This is a genomic window from Pseudolysinimonas sp., from assembly GCF_049651805.1.
Taxonomy (GTDB): Bacteria; Actinomycetota; Actinomycetes; order Actinomycetales; family Microbacteriaceae; genus Pseudolysinimonas_A.
Window position 1 is genome coordinate 118845 of sequence record NZ_JBASCU010000029.1, and the last position, 18780, is coordinate 137624.

General features: G+C 68.8%; 17 protein-coding genes. 4 read left to right on the forward strand and 13 right to left on the reverse strand.

Annotation, left to right across the window (positions count from 1 at the left end; all coding sequences use genetic code 11):
- Positions 1-94 precede the first annotated feature (94 nt).
- Together WBL06_RS07385 and glgB are read left to right on the forward strand one after the other, a co-directional pair.
- A complete protein-coding gene (locus WBL06_RS07385) occupies positions 95-2116 on the forward strand; it encodes an alpha-1,4-glucan--maltose-1-phosphate maltosyltransferase (protein WP_424455340.1) in 2022 nt (673 codons plus the stop codon).
- Positions 2116-4302, forward strand: a complete 2187-nt coding sequence (glgB, locus tag WBL06_RS07390; protein WP_424455341.1) for a 1,4-alpha-glucan branching protein GlgB — start codon at positions 2116-2118, stop codon at positions 4300-4302. The genes WBL06_RS07385 and glgB overlap by 1 nt, the downstream gene beginning before the upstream one ends.
- Positions 4303-4366: 64 nt before the next feature.
- On the opposite strand, the gene leuA is transcribed toward glgB, so the two are convergent.
- Positions 4367-6130 (reverse strand): 2-isopropylmalate synthase, encoded by a 1764-nt coding sequence (gene leuA, locus WBL06_RS07395; RefSeq protein ID WP_424455342.1) that lies wholly within the window; start codon positions 6128-6130, stop codon positions 4367-4369.
- Positions 6131-6310: 180 nt separating this feature from the next.
- On the opposite strand from leuA, the gene WBL06_RS07400 reads away from it, so the two are divergent.
- Positions 6311-7015 carry a hypothetical protein gene (locus WBL06_RS07400; protein WP_424455343.1) on the forward strand — a complete coding sequence of 235 codons (705 nt, stop codon included), beginning with the start codon at positions 6311-6313 and terminating at the stop codon, positions 7013-7015.
- 54 nt (positions 7016-7069) lie between these two features.
- On the opposite strand, the gene WBL06_RS07405 is transcribed toward WBL06_RS07400, so the two are convergent.
- Together WBL06_RS07405 and WBL06_RS07410 are read right to left on the reverse strand one after the other, a co-directional pair.
- On the reverse strand, positions 7070-8458 hold the full coding sequence (locus WBL06_RS07405; RefSeq protein WP_424455344.1) for an FtsX-like permease family protein: 1389 nt from the start codon (positions 8456-8458) through the stop codon (positions 7070-7072).
- Positions 8455-9204, reverse strand: a complete 750-nt coding sequence (locus WBL06_RS07410) for an ABC transporter ATP-binding protein (protein WP_424455345.1) — start codon at positions 9202-9204, stop codon at positions 8455-8457. Before WBL06_RS07410 ends, WBL06_RS07405 begins: the two co-directional genes overlap by 4 nt.
- Before the next feature lie 149 nt (positions 9205-9353).
- On the opposite strand from WBL06_RS07410, the gene WBL06_RS07415 reads away from it, so the two are divergent.
- Positions 9354-9992, forward strand: a complete 639-nt coding sequence (locus tag WBL06_RS07415) for a hypothetical protein (protein WP_424455346.1) — start codon at positions 9354-9356, stop codon at positions 9990-9992.
- 4 nt (positions 9993-9996) lie between these two features.
- Here WBL06_RS07415 and WBL06_RS07420 read toward each other — a convergent pair whose 3' ends face one another.
- The 10 genes from WBL06_RS07420 to dnaJ all read right to left on the reverse strand — a co-directional run bounded on the left by WBL06_RS07420 (position 9997) and on the right by dnaJ (position 18778).
- Positions 9997-10650, reverse strand: coding sequence for a response regulator (locus tag WBL06_RS07420; RefSeq protein ID WP_424455347.1), 654 nt, complete (start codon positions 10648-10650; stop codon positions 9997-9999).
- Positions 10647-11849: a sensor histidine kinase gene (locus WBL06_RS07425; protein WP_424455348.1), complete on the reverse strand. Its 1203-nt coding sequence runs from the start codon at positions 11847-11849 to the stop codon at positions 10647-10649. The genes WBL06_RS07420 and WBL06_RS07425 overlap by 4 nt, the downstream gene beginning before the upstream one ends.
- A 160-nt stretch (positions 11850-12009) precedes the next feature.
- Positions 12010-12930, reverse strand: coding sequence for a GTPase Era (gene era, locus WBL06_RS07430; protein WP_424455349.1), 921 nt, complete (start codon positions 12928-12930; stop codon positions 12010-12012).
- Positions 12927-14225, reverse strand: a complete 1299-nt coding sequence (locus WBL06_RS07435) for a hemolysin family protein (protein WP_424455387.1) — start codon at positions 14223-14225, stop codon at positions 12927-12929. The genes era and WBL06_RS07435 overlap by 4 nt, the downstream gene beginning before the upstream one ends.
- Positions 14226-14250: 25 nt before the next feature.
- Complete coding sequence (ybeY, locus tag WBL06_RS07440) at positions 14251-14712, reverse strand: rRNA maturation RNase YbeY (RefSeq protein WP_424455350.1); 462 nt, start codon at positions 14710-14712, stop codon at positions 14251-14253.
- On the reverse strand, positions 14709-15752 hold the full coding sequence (locus tag WBL06_RS07445) for a PhoH family protein (RefSeq protein WP_424455388.1): 1044 nt from the start codon (positions 15750-15752) through the stop codon (positions 14709-14711). The genes ybeY and WBL06_RS07445 overlap by 4 nt, the downstream gene beginning before the upstream one ends.
- 56 nt (positions 15753-15808) lie before the next feature.
- Complete coding sequence (locus WBL06_RS07450; protein WP_424455351.1) at positions 15809-16153, reverse strand: histidine triad nucleotide-binding protein; 345 nt, start codon at positions 16151-16153, stop codon at positions 15809-15811.
- Positions 16154-16163: 10 nt separating this feature from the next.
- Positions 16164-16850 carry a phosphotransferase gene (locus tag WBL06_RS07455; RefSeq protein ID WP_424455352.1) on the reverse strand — a complete coding sequence of 229 codons (687 nt, stop codon included), beginning with the start codon at positions 16848-16850 and terminating at the stop codon, positions 16164-16166.
- Positions 16844-17572, reverse strand: a complete 729-nt coding sequence (locus WBL06_RS07460) for a 16S rRNA (uracil(1498)-N(3))-methyltransferase (RefSeq protein ID WP_424455353.1) — start codon at positions 17570-17572, stop codon at positions 16844-16846. The genes WBL06_RS07455 and WBL06_RS07460 overlap by 7 nt, the downstream gene beginning before the upstream one ends.
- Positions 17573-17677: 105 nt before the next feature.
- Positions 17678-18778: a molecular chaperone DnaJ gene (dnaJ, locus tag WBL06_RS07465; RefSeq protein ID WP_424455354.1), complete on the reverse strand. Its 1101-nt coding sequence runs from the start codon at positions 18776-18778 to the stop codon at positions 17678-17680.
- Between the last annotated feature and the right edge of the window lie 2 nt (positions 18779-18780).

An 18780-nucleotide genomic window follows, 5' to 3' on the forward strand; every position in this document is an offset into this window, starting at 1 on the left:
GTGTGACACCACTTTGCTGAAATTCCCTGTACCCCGAGAAGGTCACAGCAACAAGTCTCTTCGGTCGCGCCAGGCGACACAGTACGGTCGAGTCATGGCTGTTGCTCCCGCCGACCGATCCGTCCGCGTCCCGGGCCAGCTGGGTCGCATCCCGATTCGAAACCTGCGCCCCCGGCAGAGCGAGAACCTCTGGGCGGCCAACGCCTACGTCGGCGAGGTCGTGCCGTTCGAGGCGACGGTGTTTCGGGAGGGACACGACGTGCTGTTCGCTGAGCTGGAGCTGACCGACCCCGCCGGGGCGGTCACCCGCCATCCGATGCACGAGGTCGCGAAAGGCACCGACCGGCAACGCGCCGAGGTTCAGGTCGACGCCACCGGAGCCTGGCGCTGGCGGGTACGCGCCGCCCGCGACGACTGGGCGACCTGGCTGCACACTGCCGGCATCAAGGTCGGCGCCGATCAGGATGTCGACCTCGTCTTCGCGAGCGGCGTGCAGCTACTCGAACGCGGCTCGGGCAAGGTTTTCGCCGATGCCGCCCGCGCGCTCGCCGACCCGGGCCTGACCGCGGCGGCGCGACTCAAGGTCGCCCACGACGCGCGACTCGCGAAGGCGATGGCGGCGCATCCCCTCCTCTCCCTCGTCACGACGTCGCCCGAGATGACGTTGCGGGTCGAACGGGCCCGCGCGGCCGTCGGCTCCTGGTACGAGTTCTTCCCGCGGTCGGAGGGCGCCAAGAAGGCGAAAGACGGCTCGTGGGCGTCGGGCACGTTCCGCACCGCCGCGAAGCGCCTCCCCGGCGTCGCGGCGATGGGCTTCGACGTGCTGTATCTGCCGCCCATCCACCCGATCGGCGTCGCCTTCCGCAAGGGGCCGAACAACTCTTCCGAGGCCGGGCCGCACGACCCCGGCAGCCCCTGGGCGATCGGCGGGCCGCTCGCCGACGGCAGCATGGGCGGGCACGACGCCATCCATCCCGACCTCGGCACGCTCGACGACTTCCGCTGGTTCGTGGCAGCGGCCGCGAAGCACGGGCTCGAGATCGCGCTCGACCTGGCCCTGCAGTGTTCGCCCGATCACCCCTGGGTGACCGAGCATCCCGAATGGTTCACGCACCGGCCCGACGGCTCGATCGCCTACGCCGAGAATCCGCCGAAGAAGTACCAGGACATCTACCCGCTCGACTTCGACACCGACCCGGAAGGGCTCAGCGCCGAGGTGCTGCGCATCGTCGAGCACTGGATCGCGCAGGGCGTGAACATCTTCCGCGTCGACAACCCGCACACCAAGCCGCTGTGGTTCTGGGAGTGGCTGCTGGGCCGCATCGCCGAAACGCATCCGGATGTCGTCTTCCTCGCCGAAGCGTTCACCCGGCCCGCGATGCTGCACTCGCTCGCCGAAGCCGGGTTCCAGCAGTCGTACACCTACTTCACCTGGCGCAACACGAAGCCCGAGCTCGAGGAGTTCTTCACCGAACTGAGCAGCCAGTCGGCCGACTACCTGCACCCCAACCTGTTCGTGAACACCCCCGACATCCTCACCGAGTACCTGCAGTTCGGCGGGCCTCCCGCCTACAAGATCCGGGCCGCGCTCGCGGCGACCGCGTCGCCGTCGTGGGGCGTGTACGCCGGCTACGAACTGTTCGAGGATGTCGCACGCCCGGGCAGCGAAGAGAACATCGACAACGAGAAGTACGAGTACAAGCAGCGCGACTGGGCAAAGGCCGACTCGACGGGTCGCACGCTCGCGCCCTACCTCACGGTGCTCAACCAGATCCGCCGCGAACATCCGGCGCTCTCGCAATTGCGCAACCTGCGGGTGCACTGGAGCGACGACGATGCGGTGCTGGTGTACTCGAAGTTCCTCGACGGGACGTTCACCCCGACGGGCCGGCCCGACGGCATCATCGTCGTCGCCAACATCGACCCGCACTCGGTGCGCGAGACCAGCGTGCACCTCGACCTGACGCAGCTCGGGCTCGACCCCGGGGTCACGTTCGAGGTGCGGGAGATCCTCACCGGCCAGCGCTGGACGTGGACGGATTCCAATTTCGTGCGGCTCGACGCGTTCACGGAGCCCGTGCACATCCTCGACGTCGAGTACGGGGGAAAGCGCTGATGGCCGCCCCTCGCAAGCAGGCCGGGCCCGAGCTGCCCGCGCTCGACCCGGGTCTCGTGACGGCGCTCGTCGGCGCCAGCCACCCGCAGCCGCACGATTGGCTCGGAGCTCACGCGGTGGGCGATGGGTTCGTCATCCGCGCGGTACGGCCTCTCGCGAAGACGGTTACCGCGATCCGTGCGGATGGCACGCGCGTTCCGCTCGCCCACCTGGCCGACGGCCTGTGGCAGGGTTTCGCGCCCGGTGCCGGCCAGGCGTACGACCTCGAGGCCGGCTACGACGGCGCGCCCGACTGGGTCACCGGCGACCCCTACCGGTTCGTGCCGAGCGTCGGCGAGGTCGACCTCTACCTGTGGGGTGAGGGCCGGCACGAGCAGATCTGGCATGTGCTCGGCGCGCACCACCGCCCGCACGAGGATGTCGTCGGCACCTCGTTCTCGGTGTGGGCCCCGCACGCCCAGGCGGTGCGGGTGATCGGCGACTTCAACTCCTGGTCGGGGCTGTCGCATGCCATGCGCCGACTCGACGCCAACGGCGTCTGGGAGCTGTTCGTGCCCGGACTCGGGCCCGGGTCGACCTACAAGTTCGAGATCCTCACCGCCGCCGGCGCCTGGGTCACCCGTGCCGACCCGATGGCGCGCTACACGGAAGTGCCGCCGAAGACCGCCTCCGTCGTCGGCCAGACGCGCTACGAGTGGCACGACTCCACCTGGCTCGCCCAGCGCGCCTCGCACGACCCGCACAACTCGGCGATGAGTGTCTACGAGCTGCATATCGGGTCGTGGCGGCCGGGGCTCGGGTACCGGGAACTCGCCGACCAGCTCATCGAGTACATCCACGAGCTCGGGTTCACCCACGTCGAATTCCTGCCGGTCGCCGAGCATCCGTATGGTCCGTCGTGGGGCTACCAGGTGACCGGCTACTACGCGCCGACTTCGCGGTTCGGCCACCCCGACGACTTCAAGTACCTCGTCGATCGGCTGCACCAGGCATCCATCGGGGTCATCGTCGACTGGGTGCCCGCGCACTTCCCGAAAGACGAGTGGGCGCTGGCGAACTTCGACGGGCAACCGCTCTACGAGCACTCCGACCCGCGGCTCGGCGAGCATCCCGACTGGGGCACCCTGGTTTTCGACTTCGGGCAGTCGCAGGTGCGCAACTTCCTGGTCGCGAATGCCCTGTACTGGCTCGAGGAGTTCCACGTCGACGGTTTGCGGGTGGATGCCGTCGCCTCGATGCTCTACCTCGACTACTCGCGCAACGACGGCGAGTGGCTGCCCAACGAGCACGGCGGGCGCGAGAACCTGCGAGCGATCTCGTTTCTGCAGGAGGTCAACGCCACCGCCTACAAGCGCAACCCGGGCATTGTGATGATCGCCGAGGAGTCGACGTCGTGGGCGGGCGTCACCGGAGCGACCTCCTCGGGGAGCGGGCTCGGGTTCGGGCTCAAGTGGAACATGGGCTGGATGCACGACTCGCTGGAGTACATGCACGAGAACCCCATGTGGCGGGCCCACCACCACGACAAGATCACCTTCTCGTTCGTCTACGCCTGGAGCGAGAACTTTCTGCTGCCGGTCTCGCACGACGAGGTGGTACACGGCAAGGGCTCGCTCTTGGCGAAGATGCCGGGCGACCAGTGGCAGAAGCTCGCCAACTTGCGGGCGTACCTCGCATTCATGTGGGCGCACCCCGGCAAGCAGCTCCTGTTCATGGGCTCCGAGTTCGGGCAGCCGTCGGAGTGGAGTGAGCAACGCGGCCTCGACTGGTGGATTCTCGACCAGCCCGCCCACCAGGGGCTCTCACGCCTGGTCTCGGCGCTGAACCGGGTGTACCGCGACAACGCGGCTCTCTGGGAGCAGGACAACACCCCCGCGGGCTTCGAGATGCTCGCCAACGACGCTCCCGCGAACGTGCTGGCGTTCGTGCGCTGGTCTTCAACGGGAGAAGCCATGGTCTGCGCGGTGAACTTCGGCGGCAACCCGGTGGGCGCGTACCGCATCGGCATGCCGTTCGCCGGCACCTGGCACGAGGTGATCAACACCGACGCCGAAGAGTTCGGCGGCTCGGGTGTCGGCAACTACGGCTCTATCGTCGCCACCGACGAGCCCTGGGACGGCCGCTCCGCCTCCGTGGAGCTCACGCTCCCCCCGCTTGCCGCACTCTGGCTGCGCGCCGCCCGCTGAGGCTCCCCCGCGGGTTGAGGAGCGCCGCCCGCAGGGGCGCACGTGCACCACTCAACGCGCGGGGTCAGCCGGCGGTGATGAGCTCTCGGGCACCTGAGTCGGCGCGAACCGAGCGGTTGACCGCTGAGACGACCGCCTTGAGGGACGCCGTCGAGATGTCGCCGTCGATACCGACGCCCCACAGGCGTTTGCCGTCGACGTGCAGTTCGACGTAGGCAGCAGCCAGCGCGTCGCCGCCGGCCGAGAGGGTGTGCTCGACGTAGTCGTACAGCGTGAGGTCGTGCCCGAACGAGGTGAGGATGCCGAGGAACGCGGCGATGGGTCCGTTGCCGGTTCCGGTCGCCGCCTGCACCTCCTCGCCGACGCGCACGCGGATCTCGAGCGAGACTTCGCCGCCCATGTCGCTCGCGGTGCGGGTGCCAAGCAATTCGTAGCGGCCCCATTTGGCGTCGTCGGCGGCAGCGGGCAGGTACTCGTCTTGGAAGACATCCCAGATCTGTTCGCTGGTGACTTCGCCGCCTTCGGCGTCGGTCTTGGCTTGCACGACCTGGCTGAATTCGATCTGCAGGCGACGCGGCAGGTCGAGGGCGTGGTCGGCCTTCAGCAGGTAGGCGACGCCGCCCTTGCCCGACTGCGAGTTGACCCGAACGACGGCCTCGTAGCCGCGACCGACGTCCTTCGGGTCGATTGGCAGGTACGGAACCGCCCATTCGATCTCTGAGACCGGCTTTCCTTGGCGGGCCGCCTCGGCATCCATCGCCTCGAAGCCCTTCTTGATGGCGTCTTGATGCGAGCCCGAGAAGGCGGTGTAGACGAGGTCGCCGGCCCACGGCGAACGCTCCGGCACGCGCAGCTGGTTGCAGTACTCGGCGGTGCGGCGGATGTTGTCGAGGTCGCTGAAGTCGATCTCGGGGTCGATGCCCTGGGTGAACAGGTTGAGTCCGAGGGCGACGAGGTCGACGTTGCCGGTGCGCTCGCCGTTGCCGAACAGGCAGCCTTCGATGCGATCGGCGCCGGCCAGGTAACCCAGTTCGGAGGCGGCGATGGCGGTGCCACGGTCGTTGTGCGGATGCAGCGAGAGCAGCACACTGTCGCGGCGGGCGAGGTGCCGCGACATCCATTCGATGGAGTCGGCGTAGATGTTCGGCGTCGCCATTTCGACGGTCGCCGGCAGGTTGATGATGATCTTGCGGTCGGGTGTCGGCTGGAAGTGCTCGATGACGGCGTTGCACACCTCGAGTGCGTACTCGAGTTCGGTGCCCGTGTAGCTCTCGGGCGAGTACTCGTAGTACACCTCGGTGCCCGGAACGGTCGCCTCGTACTGCGTGCACCAGCGGGCACCCTGCAGGGCGATGTCGAGGATGCCGGCCTTGTCGGTGCGGAACACCACGTCGCGCTGTAGCACGCTCGTGGAGTTGTAGAAGTGCACGATCGCCTGTTTGGCACCCTTGATCGACTCGTAGGTGCGGGCGATCAGCTCTTCGCGGGCCTGCGTCAGCACCTGGATGGTGACGTCGTCGGGGATCAGGTTCTCTTCGATGAGCTGCCGCACGAAGTCGAAGTCGGTCTGGCTCGCCGACGGGAAGCCGACCTCGATCTGCTTGTAGCCCATCTTGACGAGCAGCTCGAACATGATGCGTTTGCGTTCGGGACTCATCGGGTCGATGAGCGCCTGGTTGCCGTCGCGCAGGTCGACGGCACACCACATGGGGGCGCGATCGATGGTCTTCGTCGGCCAGGTGCGGTCGGGCAGGTCGGTGATGAACTGCTCGGAGTAGGGGCGGTAGCGATGTACCGGCATCCCAGAGGGTCGCTGTGTGTTCTTCATGGGGTCTGTCTCTCAGGTCGAAAGGTCTGTCAGCCGACGACGAACTCCGCGACGAGGGAGGCTAGGAACTAGACCTCGTCGCGGCAGCTAAGAAGGAGCAGGCCGAAACGCACGGATCCAGGGTAGCACCGCTGCCGCTCGCCACTACAGTGAGCACGTTCGCACCCCTTGGAGGCACTCATGTTCCGCACCCCCTTGCTCCGCTCGGCGCTCGTCGTCGTTGTGGGTCTCGGCACCGCTGCACTGCTCAGCGGATGCTTCGGTCCCCCTGCCGCCCCGGCCGAAACCCCGAAGCCCACGCCGGACTTCGGCGCGATCGGCGGGGATGAGACGCCCGTTCCGATCGAGACGGGCACGCCCATCGAGCCGGTCGAGCCCGACGACGCCGGCTTCACCTCCGTCGTCGACGACCTCGGGGTGCTCACCGTCGCCGTTCCCGACGATTGGACCGACGTGAACGGGCTGCCGTTCACCACCGATGCCGGGCAGGAGTGGGCGTCGATCTCGGTCTCCACCGATATCCAGGGCTACCTCGACTCGTGGAGCGTGCCGGGCCTTGAGATCGCGGCCACCGCGACGTCGGGCGTGACCGACGACGACCTGATCGGATTACTCGACTCGATCACCGAGATCTACGCCTCGTGTGAGACCGTGGTGAAGCAGACATCACCCTACGACGACGGCGTCTTCACGGGCTACGAGTCGGTCTTCGAAGGCTGCGGCTCCAGCGGCACCTCGGCGTTCGCGATCACCGCGACCAACCCCGCGGGAACGCAGGCCGTGTTCGTGCGGGCCCAGATCACGTCGGACCTCGACGCCAACGAGATCTACCTCGCCGCCGTCAACTCCTTCGATACGACCCTCGGACGGGCGCAGTCGAAGTAGCGGTCTGCGGTGCGAACGGCCGGCCCTTCGGGGTCGGCCGTTCCCCCTCTCCTGCTACTCGACCGCGAGCGCCTCGATCGGCGAAACCCGAACGGCGGCGCGGGCCGGAGCCCACGACGCAACAGCGGTGATCGCCGCACCGCACAGCACGACGAGCGCGATCGCCAGCCCCGGCATCCCGGGAACCACGATGCCGTCGGTCGCCGAGCCGAGCAGCGACTGCGCGCCCGCCCAGCCGTAGAAGGCGCCCAGCACGAGACCGAGCACCACGGCCGAGAACGTGAGCTGAGCGCTCTCGGCGAGCACCATGCGACGCACCTGCGCCACCGTGAAGCCGAGAGCGCGCAACAGGCCGAGCTCGCGCCGACGCTGCAGCACGCTGAGCGACAGGTTGTTGACCAGGCCGACGGCGGCGATGAGTCCGCTGAAGCCGACGAGCACCGAGAACACCGCGGTCGTCGCCGCGAGCATCGGGTCGACCCCCTGGTACGCCTCGGGGTTCTGCGCCTGCGCGACGCGGATCGAGGCCTCGAAGCCGGCCATCGCGACGGCGAACATCGTGACGAGGGTGACACCGATGACGAGCCCGATCGTGGCGCGCGAGCTGCGTTGCGGATGCCGCACGGCGTTCTCGGCGGCGAGCCGGGCCGGTGCGGAGCGACCGGAGAGTCGGCCGGCGAGCCGCAACACGGGGGGCATGACGACATCCGCCCCCAACACGATGCCGGTGAACGACAGGATGCCGCCGATCAGTCCGATGAGGATCGCCGCGGGGTTGACGAGCCCGAGCACGACACCCAGACCGAGCAGTGCGAAGCCGATGATGACCAGCACCAGCGCCGTGCGGTTGCGGCCCGGGCGGGCGAGAGTCTCTTCGCGGCTGAGCTCTTCGCTGCGGCCGAGGGCTTCGAGCGGGGTGACCGTCGTGACGCGGCGCGACCCGACCCACGATGCCGCCCAGGTGGTGAGCACGACCCCGGCGACCGGGATGAGGATGACCGGGTCGGTGAAGGCGTAGCCGGCGTCCGGGATGGCGTTCGTCGCGACCGCGATCCGCTCGGTCGCGACGGCGACCCCGGTGCCGACGACACCGCCGATGAGCGATCCGAGGAGGCCGACGGCGAGACCTTCCCGGGCGATACGACCGCGCTCGCGCGCCGCCGACGACCCGAGCAGCCGCAACAACGCGATGCTGCGCACCCGCCCGGCGACGATCGTCGAGAACGTGTTGGCCGTCACGACCGCGGCGACGTAGACCGAGATGACGATGAACACGAAGGCGAGCACGCGCAGCATCAATGCCACGGTGTTGCTCGACCCGGTCACGTCGTCCTGTTCGATGACCGCGGTGAGGGCACCCGTGATGTGCAGCAAGGCGACGCCGAACGCCGACCCGAGAGCGGCGACGAGGATGCTCGCGCCATGACCCTGTGTCGCTCTCACGACTGCACCTCGAGCGAGAGCATGAACGCCGAGATCTCTTCTGCACTCGACCGGGGGCGGTCGGCGACGATCCGGCCGTCACCGAGAACCACGACCCGATCGGCGTGACTCGCGGCTTGGGGATCGTGCGTGACCATCACGATCGTCTGCCCGTGGCGGGTGGCGGCATCCCGCAGCAGTTCCAACACGTCGCGGCCGGTCTTCGAGTCGAGGTTTCCCGTCGGCTCGTCGGCGAACACCACCTCGGGGCTCGTGGCCAGCGCGCGGGCGATCGCGACGCGCTGCTGCTGGCCGCCGGAGAGCTCGTGGGGGCGATGGGTCATCCGGTCGCTCAGGCCGAGCGAGACGATGAGCTCGTCGATGAACCTCTGCTCCCGGATGTCGGGGCGGCGCCCGTCGAGTTCGAACGGCAGCATCAGGTTGCCGCGCACATCCAACGTCGGCACCAGGTTGAACGACTGGAACACGAACCCCACCCGACGGCGCCGCACGAGCGTGAGCTGGGCGTCCGGCATCCGCCCGATCTCGACCGCGCCGAGCCACGCCTCACCGCTCGTCGGGGCGTCGAGCCCGGCCATGATGTGCATGAGCGTCGACTTGCCCGACCCCGATGGGCCCATGATCGCGGTGAACTCGCCCCGGCGGATGTCGAGGGTCACGTCGCGCAGGGCGTGCACCTGCGCGGGGTCGCGGCCGTAGGTCTTCGTGAGGTTGCGCGTGCGGGCGGCGAGTGTGTCGGTCTGCATGGTTCGACGCTAGGTACCCGGTGAGACTTCGGCGTCGGGCGCGGGGATGACGCGCATGCGCCGAGCGGATGACCGCGCGGTGCACCTGACGTTCGACGCGGGCGAAACGTTGGCTGGTGGCTCGGCCCCGCGATCGCGACACTGGGGGCATGAAGCATCCGCGCGCCCTCCTGCTGCTCGCCGCTCCCGTGCTGCTGCTCGCCGCCTGCGCGACGCCGGCCGACGAACACGAAGGTGGCGACGCGCCCGGCGGCCCAGGTGCTCGGGGTCCGGTCGCGGCGCAGGGGGAGGTCATCGGCCAGGGCACCGTTCTGCAGATCGAGGGCGAAGACGCGCAATTCTGCCTGGCCGGTGTCATGGAGTCGTATCCTCCGCAATGCGGCGGGCCGGTCGTGGTCGGCTGGGAATGGCCGGACGACGGTATGTGGGAGTCGGCCAGCGGCGTCACCTGGGGCACCTACGCCCTGCAGGGAACGTGGGACGGCGTCGAGTTCACGCTCACTCAAGCGCCGATCCCGCTCGCGTTGTACGACCCGATGATGGAGGAGCCCGACCCGCGCTCCGACCCGGCGAATGCCGGTGACAGCTCCGAAGAGCTGTTGCTCCGTGTGCAGGAGGAGCTGCACACGTGGAGCGATGTCACCGTGCTGCAGTCGTATCCCGAGAACGGCTACCTCTGGGCGAGCGTCTACTACGACGACGGCAGCATCCAGTCGTACCTCGACGAGACCTACGGGCCGGATGTCGTCATCGTGCAGTCGGCGCTGCGGGATCTTCCCGCGGCCTGACCCCTCAGACCAACCGGCGCTCGAACGCGTAGACCACGAGCTGCACGCGGTCGCGCAGACCGAGCTTGGCCAGCACGCGGGAGATGTGGGTCTTCACCGTGGCTTCGCTCACGAACTCGGCCCGCGCGATCTCGGAGTTCGACAGGCCCCGCGCCGCGAGCAGGAAGATCTCGCGCTCGCGGGCGCTCAAGTTCACGAGGTGTTCGTCGGGGTCGCCGGGTTCTGGTGCCCGTTCGCCGAAGTGCTGGAACAGTTCCGTCGTCGCCGCGGGCGCGATCACCGCGGTGCCGGCGTGCACCGTGCGGATGGCGGCGAGCAGGAACTCCGGCTCGGCATCCTTCAGCACGAAGCCGCTCGCCCCGGCCCGGATCGCCTTCGCGGCGTTCTCGTCGAGGTCGAACGTCGTCAACACGAGGATGCGGGGGGCGGCATTCGTGGCGTCACCCACGATCCACTCGGTCGCCTGGATGCCATCGGCCACCGGCATCCGGATGTCCATCAGCACCACGTCGGGCTTCGCATTCTGCACCATCGTGCGCGCTTCCACGCCATCGCCCGCCTCGCCGACGACCTCGAGGTCGTCTTGCGAGTCGATGAGCATCCGCAGACCACCCCGGAACAGCGGCTGATCGTCGACGAGCGCGACGCGGATGCTCATGCCGTCACTTGTTCACGGAGGTAGGGGATCGTCGCCCGCACCCGGAACCGCCCGTTCGTGCCGTCGCTCGCCTCGAGTTCGCCGCCCGCGAGGGTCGCCCGCTCGCGCATGCCCGGGATGCCGTGGCCGGCCGGGTTGGCGGGCACCGTCGTGCCGGGCGGGATGCCGTTGGTGACGATCACCGCGAGGCTCGACCCGCCCCAATCGAACACCAGCTCCACCGGTTGACCGCGGTCGCCGTGGCGCAGGGCGTTCGTGAGTCCCTCCTGCACGATGCGGTAGACCGCGAGGGCGGGGGCATCCGTCAATTCCACCGCCTTGCCGTAGCTGTGCCACTCGACCTCGAGCCCCGAGTCGCGGAAGCCCCGTACGAGAGCGTCGAGGTCGTTCATGCCCGGCTGGGGCCCGGCCTCCTGGTTGTGCCGCAACTCGCCGAGCAGCACCCGCACATCGGTGAGCGCGCCGCGCGCCGTGGTGGCGATGTTCTCCAACGCCTCGACGACCGGCGCGGGCACGTTCTTCGCGCCGTAACGGGCCCCGTCGGCCTGGGCGATCACGACCGCGAGGGAGTGGGCGACGATGTCGTGCACGTCGCGGGCGACCCGGTTGCGCTCCTGCTCGAGCGAGACCTCCTGTTTGACCGCCCCGAGCTGCACCGTGGCGCGGATCTCGCCGGTCTGCGCGGCGCGGCGGCCCCGGTTGACGTACACGAGCATCCCGGCCACCCAGGCGAGCACCAGCACCACCAGTACGAACCAGAAGATGACGATCCCGACGAACTGTTGCACGTTCGCGAAAACGGTCACGCTGATCGCGAGCGCTGCAATCGGCGTGCCGACCAATCCCAGCCATCGCGTCACCGGCTCGCCGTAGGCGGCCACCCCGAAGAACACCGCGAGCAACGGGAGGAAGACGAACACGAGCCCTCCGGCGCCGAAGAAGCCACTCCCCAGCACGCTGAGCGTCCCCACCGCCCCGACCGTGAGCCCCAACAGAGGCTGCGCGCGATACAGCACGAGCGTGAAGGACAGCAGCATGTGTCCGACGATGCCGAGCACTCCACCGCCCGTGGCGGCCGGGAACAACGCGACCGTGAACCAGAGGCCGGCGACGACAGCCTCGACGATCGGCCGGTTGCGCACCAGGTTGTCGCGCGTGAACCAGTCGCGGAGGTTCGCGAAAGCGCCGGCTAGGGTCATGACACCCACGGTACGTCGCCGCCCGTATCACGGCATCCGCCCTCGGGTTGATCCCGACTCATCCCGAAGTCGCGAACGCAACTCTCGGAAATCCGACCCTTCGGCCACGACAGATCGACGAACCAGCGGATTTCCGAGACTTAGGGCGCTACGCCCGACGTCAGAACCCGAGGCGGCCGAGCTGTTTGGGGTCGCGCTGCCACTCCCGGGCGACCTTGACGCGCAGCGACAGGAACACCTGCTTGCCGACGAGCGGTTCGATCTCCGCGCGCGCGCGGGCACCGACATCCTGAAGCCGTTCGCCGCCGTGGCCGATCACGATGCCCTTCTGGCTGTCGCGTTCGACCCAGAGGTTGGCGTAGATCTCGACGAGATCCTTGTCGTCGCGTTCGACCATGTCGTCGATCGTCACGGCGAGCGAGTGCGGCAACTCGTCGGAGACGCCTTCGAGAGCCGCCTCGCGGATCAGCTCCGAGATGCGCGCCTCGAGGGTCTCGTCGGTGCGCTGCTCGTCGGGGTAGAGCGACGGCGACTCGGGGAGCAGCGCCACCAACTCGCGCAGCAGCACATCGAGCTGGATGCGACTGGTCGCCGATACGGGAACGATCGCCTCCCACTCCCGCAGCTCCGAAACCGCGAGCAACTGCTGCGCGACGGCCGGCCGCGAAGTCGCGTCGATCTTGGTGACGATGGCGACCTTCTTCGCCCGCGGGAAGTCGTTCAGCGACTCGTTGATGAACCGGTCGCCGGGGCCGATGCGCTCGTTCGCCGGGAAGCACATGCCGATCACGTCGACGTCGCCCAGGGTCGCGGTGACGACGTCGTTGAGGCGCTGGCCGAGCAGCGTGCGGGGGCGATGGATGCCGGGGGTGTCGACGATGATCAGCTGACCGTCGGCGACGTGCACGATGCCGCGGATCGCGCGACGCGTGGTCTGCGGCTTCGACGAGGTGATCGCCACCTTCTCGCCGACGAGCGCGTTGGTGAGCGTCGACTTGCCGACGTTGGGGCGACCGACGAACGAGACGAATCCGGCGCGGTGGGGAGGGGTGGGTTCCGACTCACCCTTCGGGCTACTCAACCGACGGCCTCGTCATCCCCGAAGGCTGCCTTCGCGTCGAGCAGGGCCTGGTCGGCTTCGACGATGATCGTGCGCAACAGCTTCCGGCGCCCTTCGACGCGTTCCGCTCGTAGTTTCAACCCCGAGACCTCGACCGTCGAGCCCGTCTGCGGCAGCCGGCCGAGCGTCTTCGTGAGAAGCCCACCCGCCGAGTCGACGTCGTCGTCTTCGATGTCGAGACCGAACAGGTCGCCGAGTTCGTCGAGCGGCAACCGAGCGCTCACCCGGTAGACCCCGCCGCCCAGATGCGTCGCGTCGGGCGTCTCGCGGTCGTACTCATCCGAGATGTCGCCCACGAGCTCTTCGATGAGGTCTTCGAGGGTGACGAGCCCCGCGATGCCGCCGTACTCGTCGACGACGAGGGCGAGATGGATGCTCTTCACCTGCATCTGCCGCAGGGTGTCGTCGGCCATCTTCGACTCCGGCACGAACTCCGCCGGGCGCGCGAGGTCGCGGGCCGACACCGAGGCGGCGTCAAGGGGCTGCTCGAAACTGAGCCGGGCGACGTCGCGCAGGTAGAGCACGCCGAACACCTCGTCGGCGTCTTTGCCGATGACCGGGATGCGCGAGTGTCCGGTGCGCAGGAACTCGGTCATCGCGAAGGCGAGCGTCGCGTCGTCGTCGATCGTCTCCATATCGGTGCGCGGCACCATCACCTCGCGCACGACCGTGTCGCCCCACTCGAAGATCGAGTGGATGAGTTCGCGGTCGTCCTCTTCCAGAACGTCGGCCTCGGCGGCCTCATCCACCATGCTCAGCAGCTGTTGTTCGCTCGAGAAGGTGATCACCGGCGGGCGGCCGGGGGTGACGCGGTTGCCGAGTGCGATGAGGCCGGTGGCGAGCGGGCCGAGCAACGCCCGGATGAGCCGCACGATCGGCGCCGCGAACGCCAGGATCGGCCGAGCGTTGGCGCGTCCGACCGAACGCGGGCTCGAGCCGACCAACACGAAGGTGGCGCCGGTCATCACGATCACCGAGGCGAGCAGCACCCACCACCAGTCGCTCAACACGAGGGCGAACATCAGCGTGACCAGCACGGCTGCGGTCGTCTCCGACAGCACGCGCACGAAGTTGATCGCGGTGACGTGGGCGCCGATGTCGGTCGAGATCGCGAGCAGCGACTTCTTGAATCGGCTGCCCGCCGCGAGGTCGGCCAGATCGTTGCGGCTCAGGGTGCCGAGCGCCGCATCGGCGGCGGCGAGCAGACCGCCGAAGGCGACGAGCACCACCGCGAGCGCGACGAAGACACCGATCATCTCCACGGCTTCGCCTCCATCGGCGTCACCGTTTGCGTTCGGCGAGGGTGAAGCCCACGAGGATCTCACGCTGCACGTCGAACATCTCGCGCTCCTCGTCGGGTTCGGCGTGGTCGAAGCCGAGAAGGTGCAGGATGCCGTGCGCCGTGAGCAGGTGCATTTCATCGGCGGGGCTGTGGCCGGCATCCTGGGCCTGCGCGATCGCGACCTGCGGGCAGATCACCAGGTCGCCGAGCAGCCCGGGCGGGGTGATCTCGTCTTCGCTGCCGGGACGCAGCTCGTCCATCGGGAAACTCAGCACATCGGTGGGGCCGGGCTCGTCCATCCACTGCACGTGCAACTGCTCCATCGCCGCCTCGTCGACGAGCAGGATCGCCAGCTCGGCATCCGGATGCACGTGCAGATGATCGAGCGCAAACGTCGTCAGCCGCTGCAGCGACGACTCGTCGACCTCGACCCCCGACTCGTTGTTGATCTCGATGCTCACCTGCGGCGTCTCGGCTTCTCGGGACCGGGCTGCTTGCGGTCTTGCGGGCCGTGACCGCGGCGCTCGGCGCGGTTCGCCCCGTCGGGGTTCACGTCGCCCTGGCTCTGCTCCCGCTGGTAGCGACGCGCCTGCTGCTGCGCGTCGTAGGCGGTGTAGCGGTCGACGATCTTTCCGACGAGCGAATGGCGCACGACATCCTCGCTGGTCAGGCGGGCGAAGTGGATGTCATCCATCTCGTTCAGGATCTTCGACACCACCTGCAGACCCGAAGCGCCGATCGGCAGGTCGACCTGCGTGATGTCGCCGGTGACGACCATGCGGGTGCCGAAGCCGAGGCGGGTGAGGAACATCTTCATCTGCTCGGGCGTCGTGTTCTGCGCCTCATCGAGCACGACGAACGCGTTGTTGAGCGTGCGGCCGCGCATGTAGGCGAGCGGGGCGACCTCGACGGTACCGGCGGCGAGCAGCTTCGGCACGAGCTCGGGGTCCATCATCTCGTTGAGCGCGTCGTAGAGCGGCCGCAGGTACGGGTCGATCTTGTCGTTGAGCGTGCCGGGCAGGAAGCCGAGGCGCTCCCCCGCTTCGATCGCCGGGCGGCTGAGGATGATGCGCTCCACCTCCTTGCGTTGCAGCGCCTGCACGGCCTTCGCCATCGCGAGGTAGGTCTTGCCGGTTCCCGCGGGGCCGATGCCGAACACGATCGTGTTGTGGTCGATCGCGTCGACGTACGCCTTCTGGCCGAGCGTCTTGGGCCGGATGCTCTTGCCCCGGCTGGTGAGGATCGCCTGGCTCAGCACCTCGGCCGGGCTGCCCTCGCCGCGTTCCAGGATGCGGGCGCCGGCGGTCACGTCGGTCTCACCGAGGTCGACGCCGTTCTTCACCATCGCCACCAGTTCCTGCACGAGCCGCTCGGCTGCCCGCACCTCGGCCTCGGGGCCTTCGATGGTCACATGGTTGCCGCGCACGAGCACGGTCACCTCGGGGTAGCTCTTCTCGATCGTCGACAGCAGCCGGTCTTGCGGTCCGAGCAACCGCACCATCGCGACGCCATCGACCTCGATTTCCGCACGCTGTGGTTGAGCAGAGCCGGGATCGGTCACGCCATCCGCCCTTCCGGCAGGCCGCCACCCAAGACGTGGGCATGTACGTGGAACACGGTCTGGCCGACATCCGCCCCGGTGTTGAAGACGAGCCGGTACTGCCCGCCGCAGTGCTCGTCGGCGAGCTGCTGCGCGATGCCGACGATCTCGGCCAGCAGCGCTGGATCTGCGTCCGCGAGCGCCGTCACGTTCGGGTACTCCCCCGTTTTCGGGAAGACCAGCAGGTGCACCGGCGCCTGCGGCGCGATGTCGCGGATCGCGAGCACGCGCTCGTTCTCGAACACCTTCGTCGACGGGATGTCTCCCGCGACGATGCGCTCGAAGACGCTGGGCTCTGACATGGCTTCCAGCTTAGGCCGACCCATCCCAGGCCGCCCGGTAGTAGCGGATGCGCTGCTCGTCGGGCTCGATGTCGTAGGCGGCGAGGAACGCATCCTGCCATCCGGGGCCGTAGTTCCACTCAAGGCTCATGGTGGCGATCGCGAGGTCGGCCCAGCGGTCGCCGACGCCGACGGCTCCGAAGTCAACGTGCCCGACGAACCGGCCGTCGAGGCCGATGATCGTGTTCGGGGCGCACGCGTCGCCGTGCAGCACGACCGCGCCGTCGGCGGGCGGCGGTGCATCGGCCGGAATCCACCGGGTGCGGAACGGGCACGCGGCGACCGGGACCTTGTCGTGGAGAGCGCGCAGACCCTGCGCAATCGCTCGCACCGCGCTTTCCGGCCGCTCGAGCCATCCGGCGCTCACCGCCCCGCTACCCGGCAGCGCTCGGGTCACGAGCACCTGACCGGCGTGGTCGCGACCGAAGTCGAGCACCTCCGGAACCGGATGCCCGATCGTGCGTGCCCAGATCAGACGCGCCCGTTCGTCATCGAGGTCGACACCGCTGCCGAGCGGATTCCACTTGATGAACCGGTCGCCCATGACGAAGGTGTGCCCACCGATCTCGTTCGACCAGGCCACGTCGTCGATGCGCCCGGCGAAAGCGCGCACGAGCTCGGGCACCTCGACGGGGCCGGTCGGCGCCCCGGCTACCACCTGCCCAGCTTCGCGTTCAGAACGGCGAGGGCTGCCGGGCCAGCCGTCGACGTGCGCAGCACCTCGGATCCGAGCCGCACGAGGGTCGCCCCGGCCGCGCTGAGGGCGTCGAGTTCGCGCGGCGCGATGCCGCCCTCTGGCCCGACCACGAGTGTGATGCGCTCGGCGTCGAGATCGACCTCGGTCAGGCGCACCGTCGCATCGGGCTCGAGCACGAGGATGCGACCCGGCAGCTTCGCGAGCATCGCGGTCGTCGCGATCGGCTCGACGACGGGAACCCGCGGTCGGATCGACTGCTTCGTCGCCTCGCGCACGATCGAGGCCCAGCGTTCGCGACCCTTCTCGGCCTTTGCCCCCTCCCAGCGGGAGATCGACCGCTCGGCCGCCCACGGGATCACGCCCGACACCCCGAGTTCGGTCGCCGCCTGCACCGCCAACTCGTCCCGGTCGCCCTTCGCGAGCGCCTGGGCGAGCCACAGTTCGGGGGTCGGAGCAGGATGCCACGCTGTCGACTCGATCTCGACGGTCACCGCGCCGCCCTCCGTCGACGACACGATGCCGGTCGCGAGCAGTCCGTCGCCGTCGGACACCGAGATCCGCTCCCCAACGCGCACCCGCGCGACGGTGATCGCGTGCCGCGCCTCGTCCCCCGTGACCCGCACGACCGACCCGGCCGCGACATCCGCCCCCGCCAGCTCCGGTGCGAGATAGAGGGATGCCACCCACTCACGCTACCCGCGGCGGAGGGGGTTCCGACCCGACGGAACCCCGCGCGCGGGGTTCCTGAACGTCATAGAGCCCTCTATGACGCGGATGAGAGAGGGGGGTCAGACGCCGAGGAAGCGGTCGCGGAGCTTGGCGAAGAGGCCCTGCTGGAACGTCGCGAACTCAGGGGGCACGGGGCGGCGACTGGCGGCGAACTCCTGCATGAGCTTCTGCTCTTTCGAGTTGAGCCGCACCGGCGTGACCACTTGGATGCCGACCTTCAGATCGCCGCGGCCCTGACCGCGCAGGTGGGTGATTCCGCGGTCCTTGATCGTCACGACATCGGCGCTCTGGGTGCCCGGCTTGATCTCGATCGTGACGTCGCCGTCGAGCGACGCGAGGCTCACCTGGGTGCCGAGCACGGCATCCGTCATCTGCACTTCGAGGGTCGCGAGCAGGTCGTCGCCGTTGCGGCTGAACACGTCGTGGTGCTTGACCTTGACCTCGAGGTAGACGTCGCCGTTCGGGCCGCCCGCAGGGCCGGCCTCGCCCTGGCCGGGAAGGTGCAGCCGCGTGCCGGTCTCGACGCCGGCGGGGATGTCGAGCGACAGGGTGCGCTTGGCGCGTACGCGGCCCTGGCCGGCACAGGTCGGGCACGGGTTCGGGATGACGGTGCCGTAGCCGCGGCAGGTGCCGCACGGGCTCGACGTCATCACGTTGCCCAGCAACGACCGTACGGCGCGCTGGATCTGGCCCGTGCCGCGGCAGATGTCGCAGGTGATGGGCGAGGTTCCCGGGGCGCAGCAGGATCCGGCACAGGTCTCGCAGGTGATCGCGGTGTCGACCTCGAGGTCGCGGTGCACTCCGAAGACGACCTCGTCGAGGGCGATCTCGAGTCGCAGCAGGGAGTCCTGGCCGCGCTCCCGGCGAGATCGCGGTCCGCGGGAGTTTTGAGCCGCACCGAAGAAGGTCTCGAAGATGTCGCCGAAGCCGAAGCCACCCCCGCCGCCGAAGCCGGCCTGGGGTCCGAGGTCGTAGCGCTCCCGCTGGTCGGGGTCGCTCAGCACGTCGTAGGCGTGCGTCACCAGTTTGAACCGCTCGGCCGCCTCACCCGACGGGTTCACGTCGGGGTGCAGCTCGCGGGCCAGTCGGCGGTACGCCTTCTTGATCTCCTCGGGGGTGGCACTCTTGTCCACCCCGAGGACGTCGTAATGGTCGGTCACTT

Bases quoted from the DNA above. Each gene is read 5' to 3' on its own strand.
- WBL06_RS07385 (WP_424455340.1), top strand. From the start codon at position 95: ATGGCTGTTGCTCCCGCCGACCGATCCGTCCGCGTCCCGGGCCAGCTG.
- glgB (WP_424455341.1), top strand. From the start codon at position 2,116: ATGGCCGCCCCTCGCAAGCAGGCCGGGCCCGAGCTGCCCGCGCTCGAC.
- leuA (WP_424455342.1), bottom strand. From the start codon at position 6,130: ATGAAGAACACACAGCGACCCTCTGGGATGCCGGTACATCGCTACCGC.
- WBL06_RS07400 (WP_424455343.1), top strand. From the start codon at position 6,311: ATGTTCCGCACCCCCTTGCTCCGCTCGGCGCTCGTCGTCGTTGTGGGT.
- WBL06_RS07410 (WP_424455345.1), bottom strand. From the start codon at position 9,204: ATGCAGACCGACACACTCGCCGCCCGCACGCGCAACCTCACGAAGACC.
- WBL06_RS07415 (WP_424455346.1), top strand. From the start codon at position 9,354: ATGAAGCATCCGCGCGCCCTCCTGCTGCTCGCCGCTCCCGTGCTGCTG.
- WBL06_RS07420 (WP_424455347.1), bottom strand. From the start codon at position 10,650: ATGAGCATCCGCGTCGCGCTCGTCGACGATCAGCCGCTGTTCCGGGGT.
- WBL06_RS07425 (WP_424455348.1), bottom strand. From the start codon at position 11,849: ATGACCCTAGCCGGCGCTTTCGCGAACCTCCGCGACTGGTTCACGCGC.
- WBL06_RS07435 (WP_424455387.1), bottom strand. From the start codon at position 14,225: ATGATCGGTGTCTTCGTCGCGCTCGCGGTGGTGCTCGTCGCCTTCGGC.
- WBL06_RS07445 (WP_424455388.1), bottom strand. From the start codon at position 15,752: ATGGTGCGGTTGCTCGGACCGCAAGACCGGCTGCTGTCGACGATCGAG.
- WBL06_RS07450 (WP_424455351.1), bottom strand. From the start codon at position 16,153: ATGTCAGAGCCCAGCGTCTTCGAGCGCATCGTCGCGGGAGACATCCCG.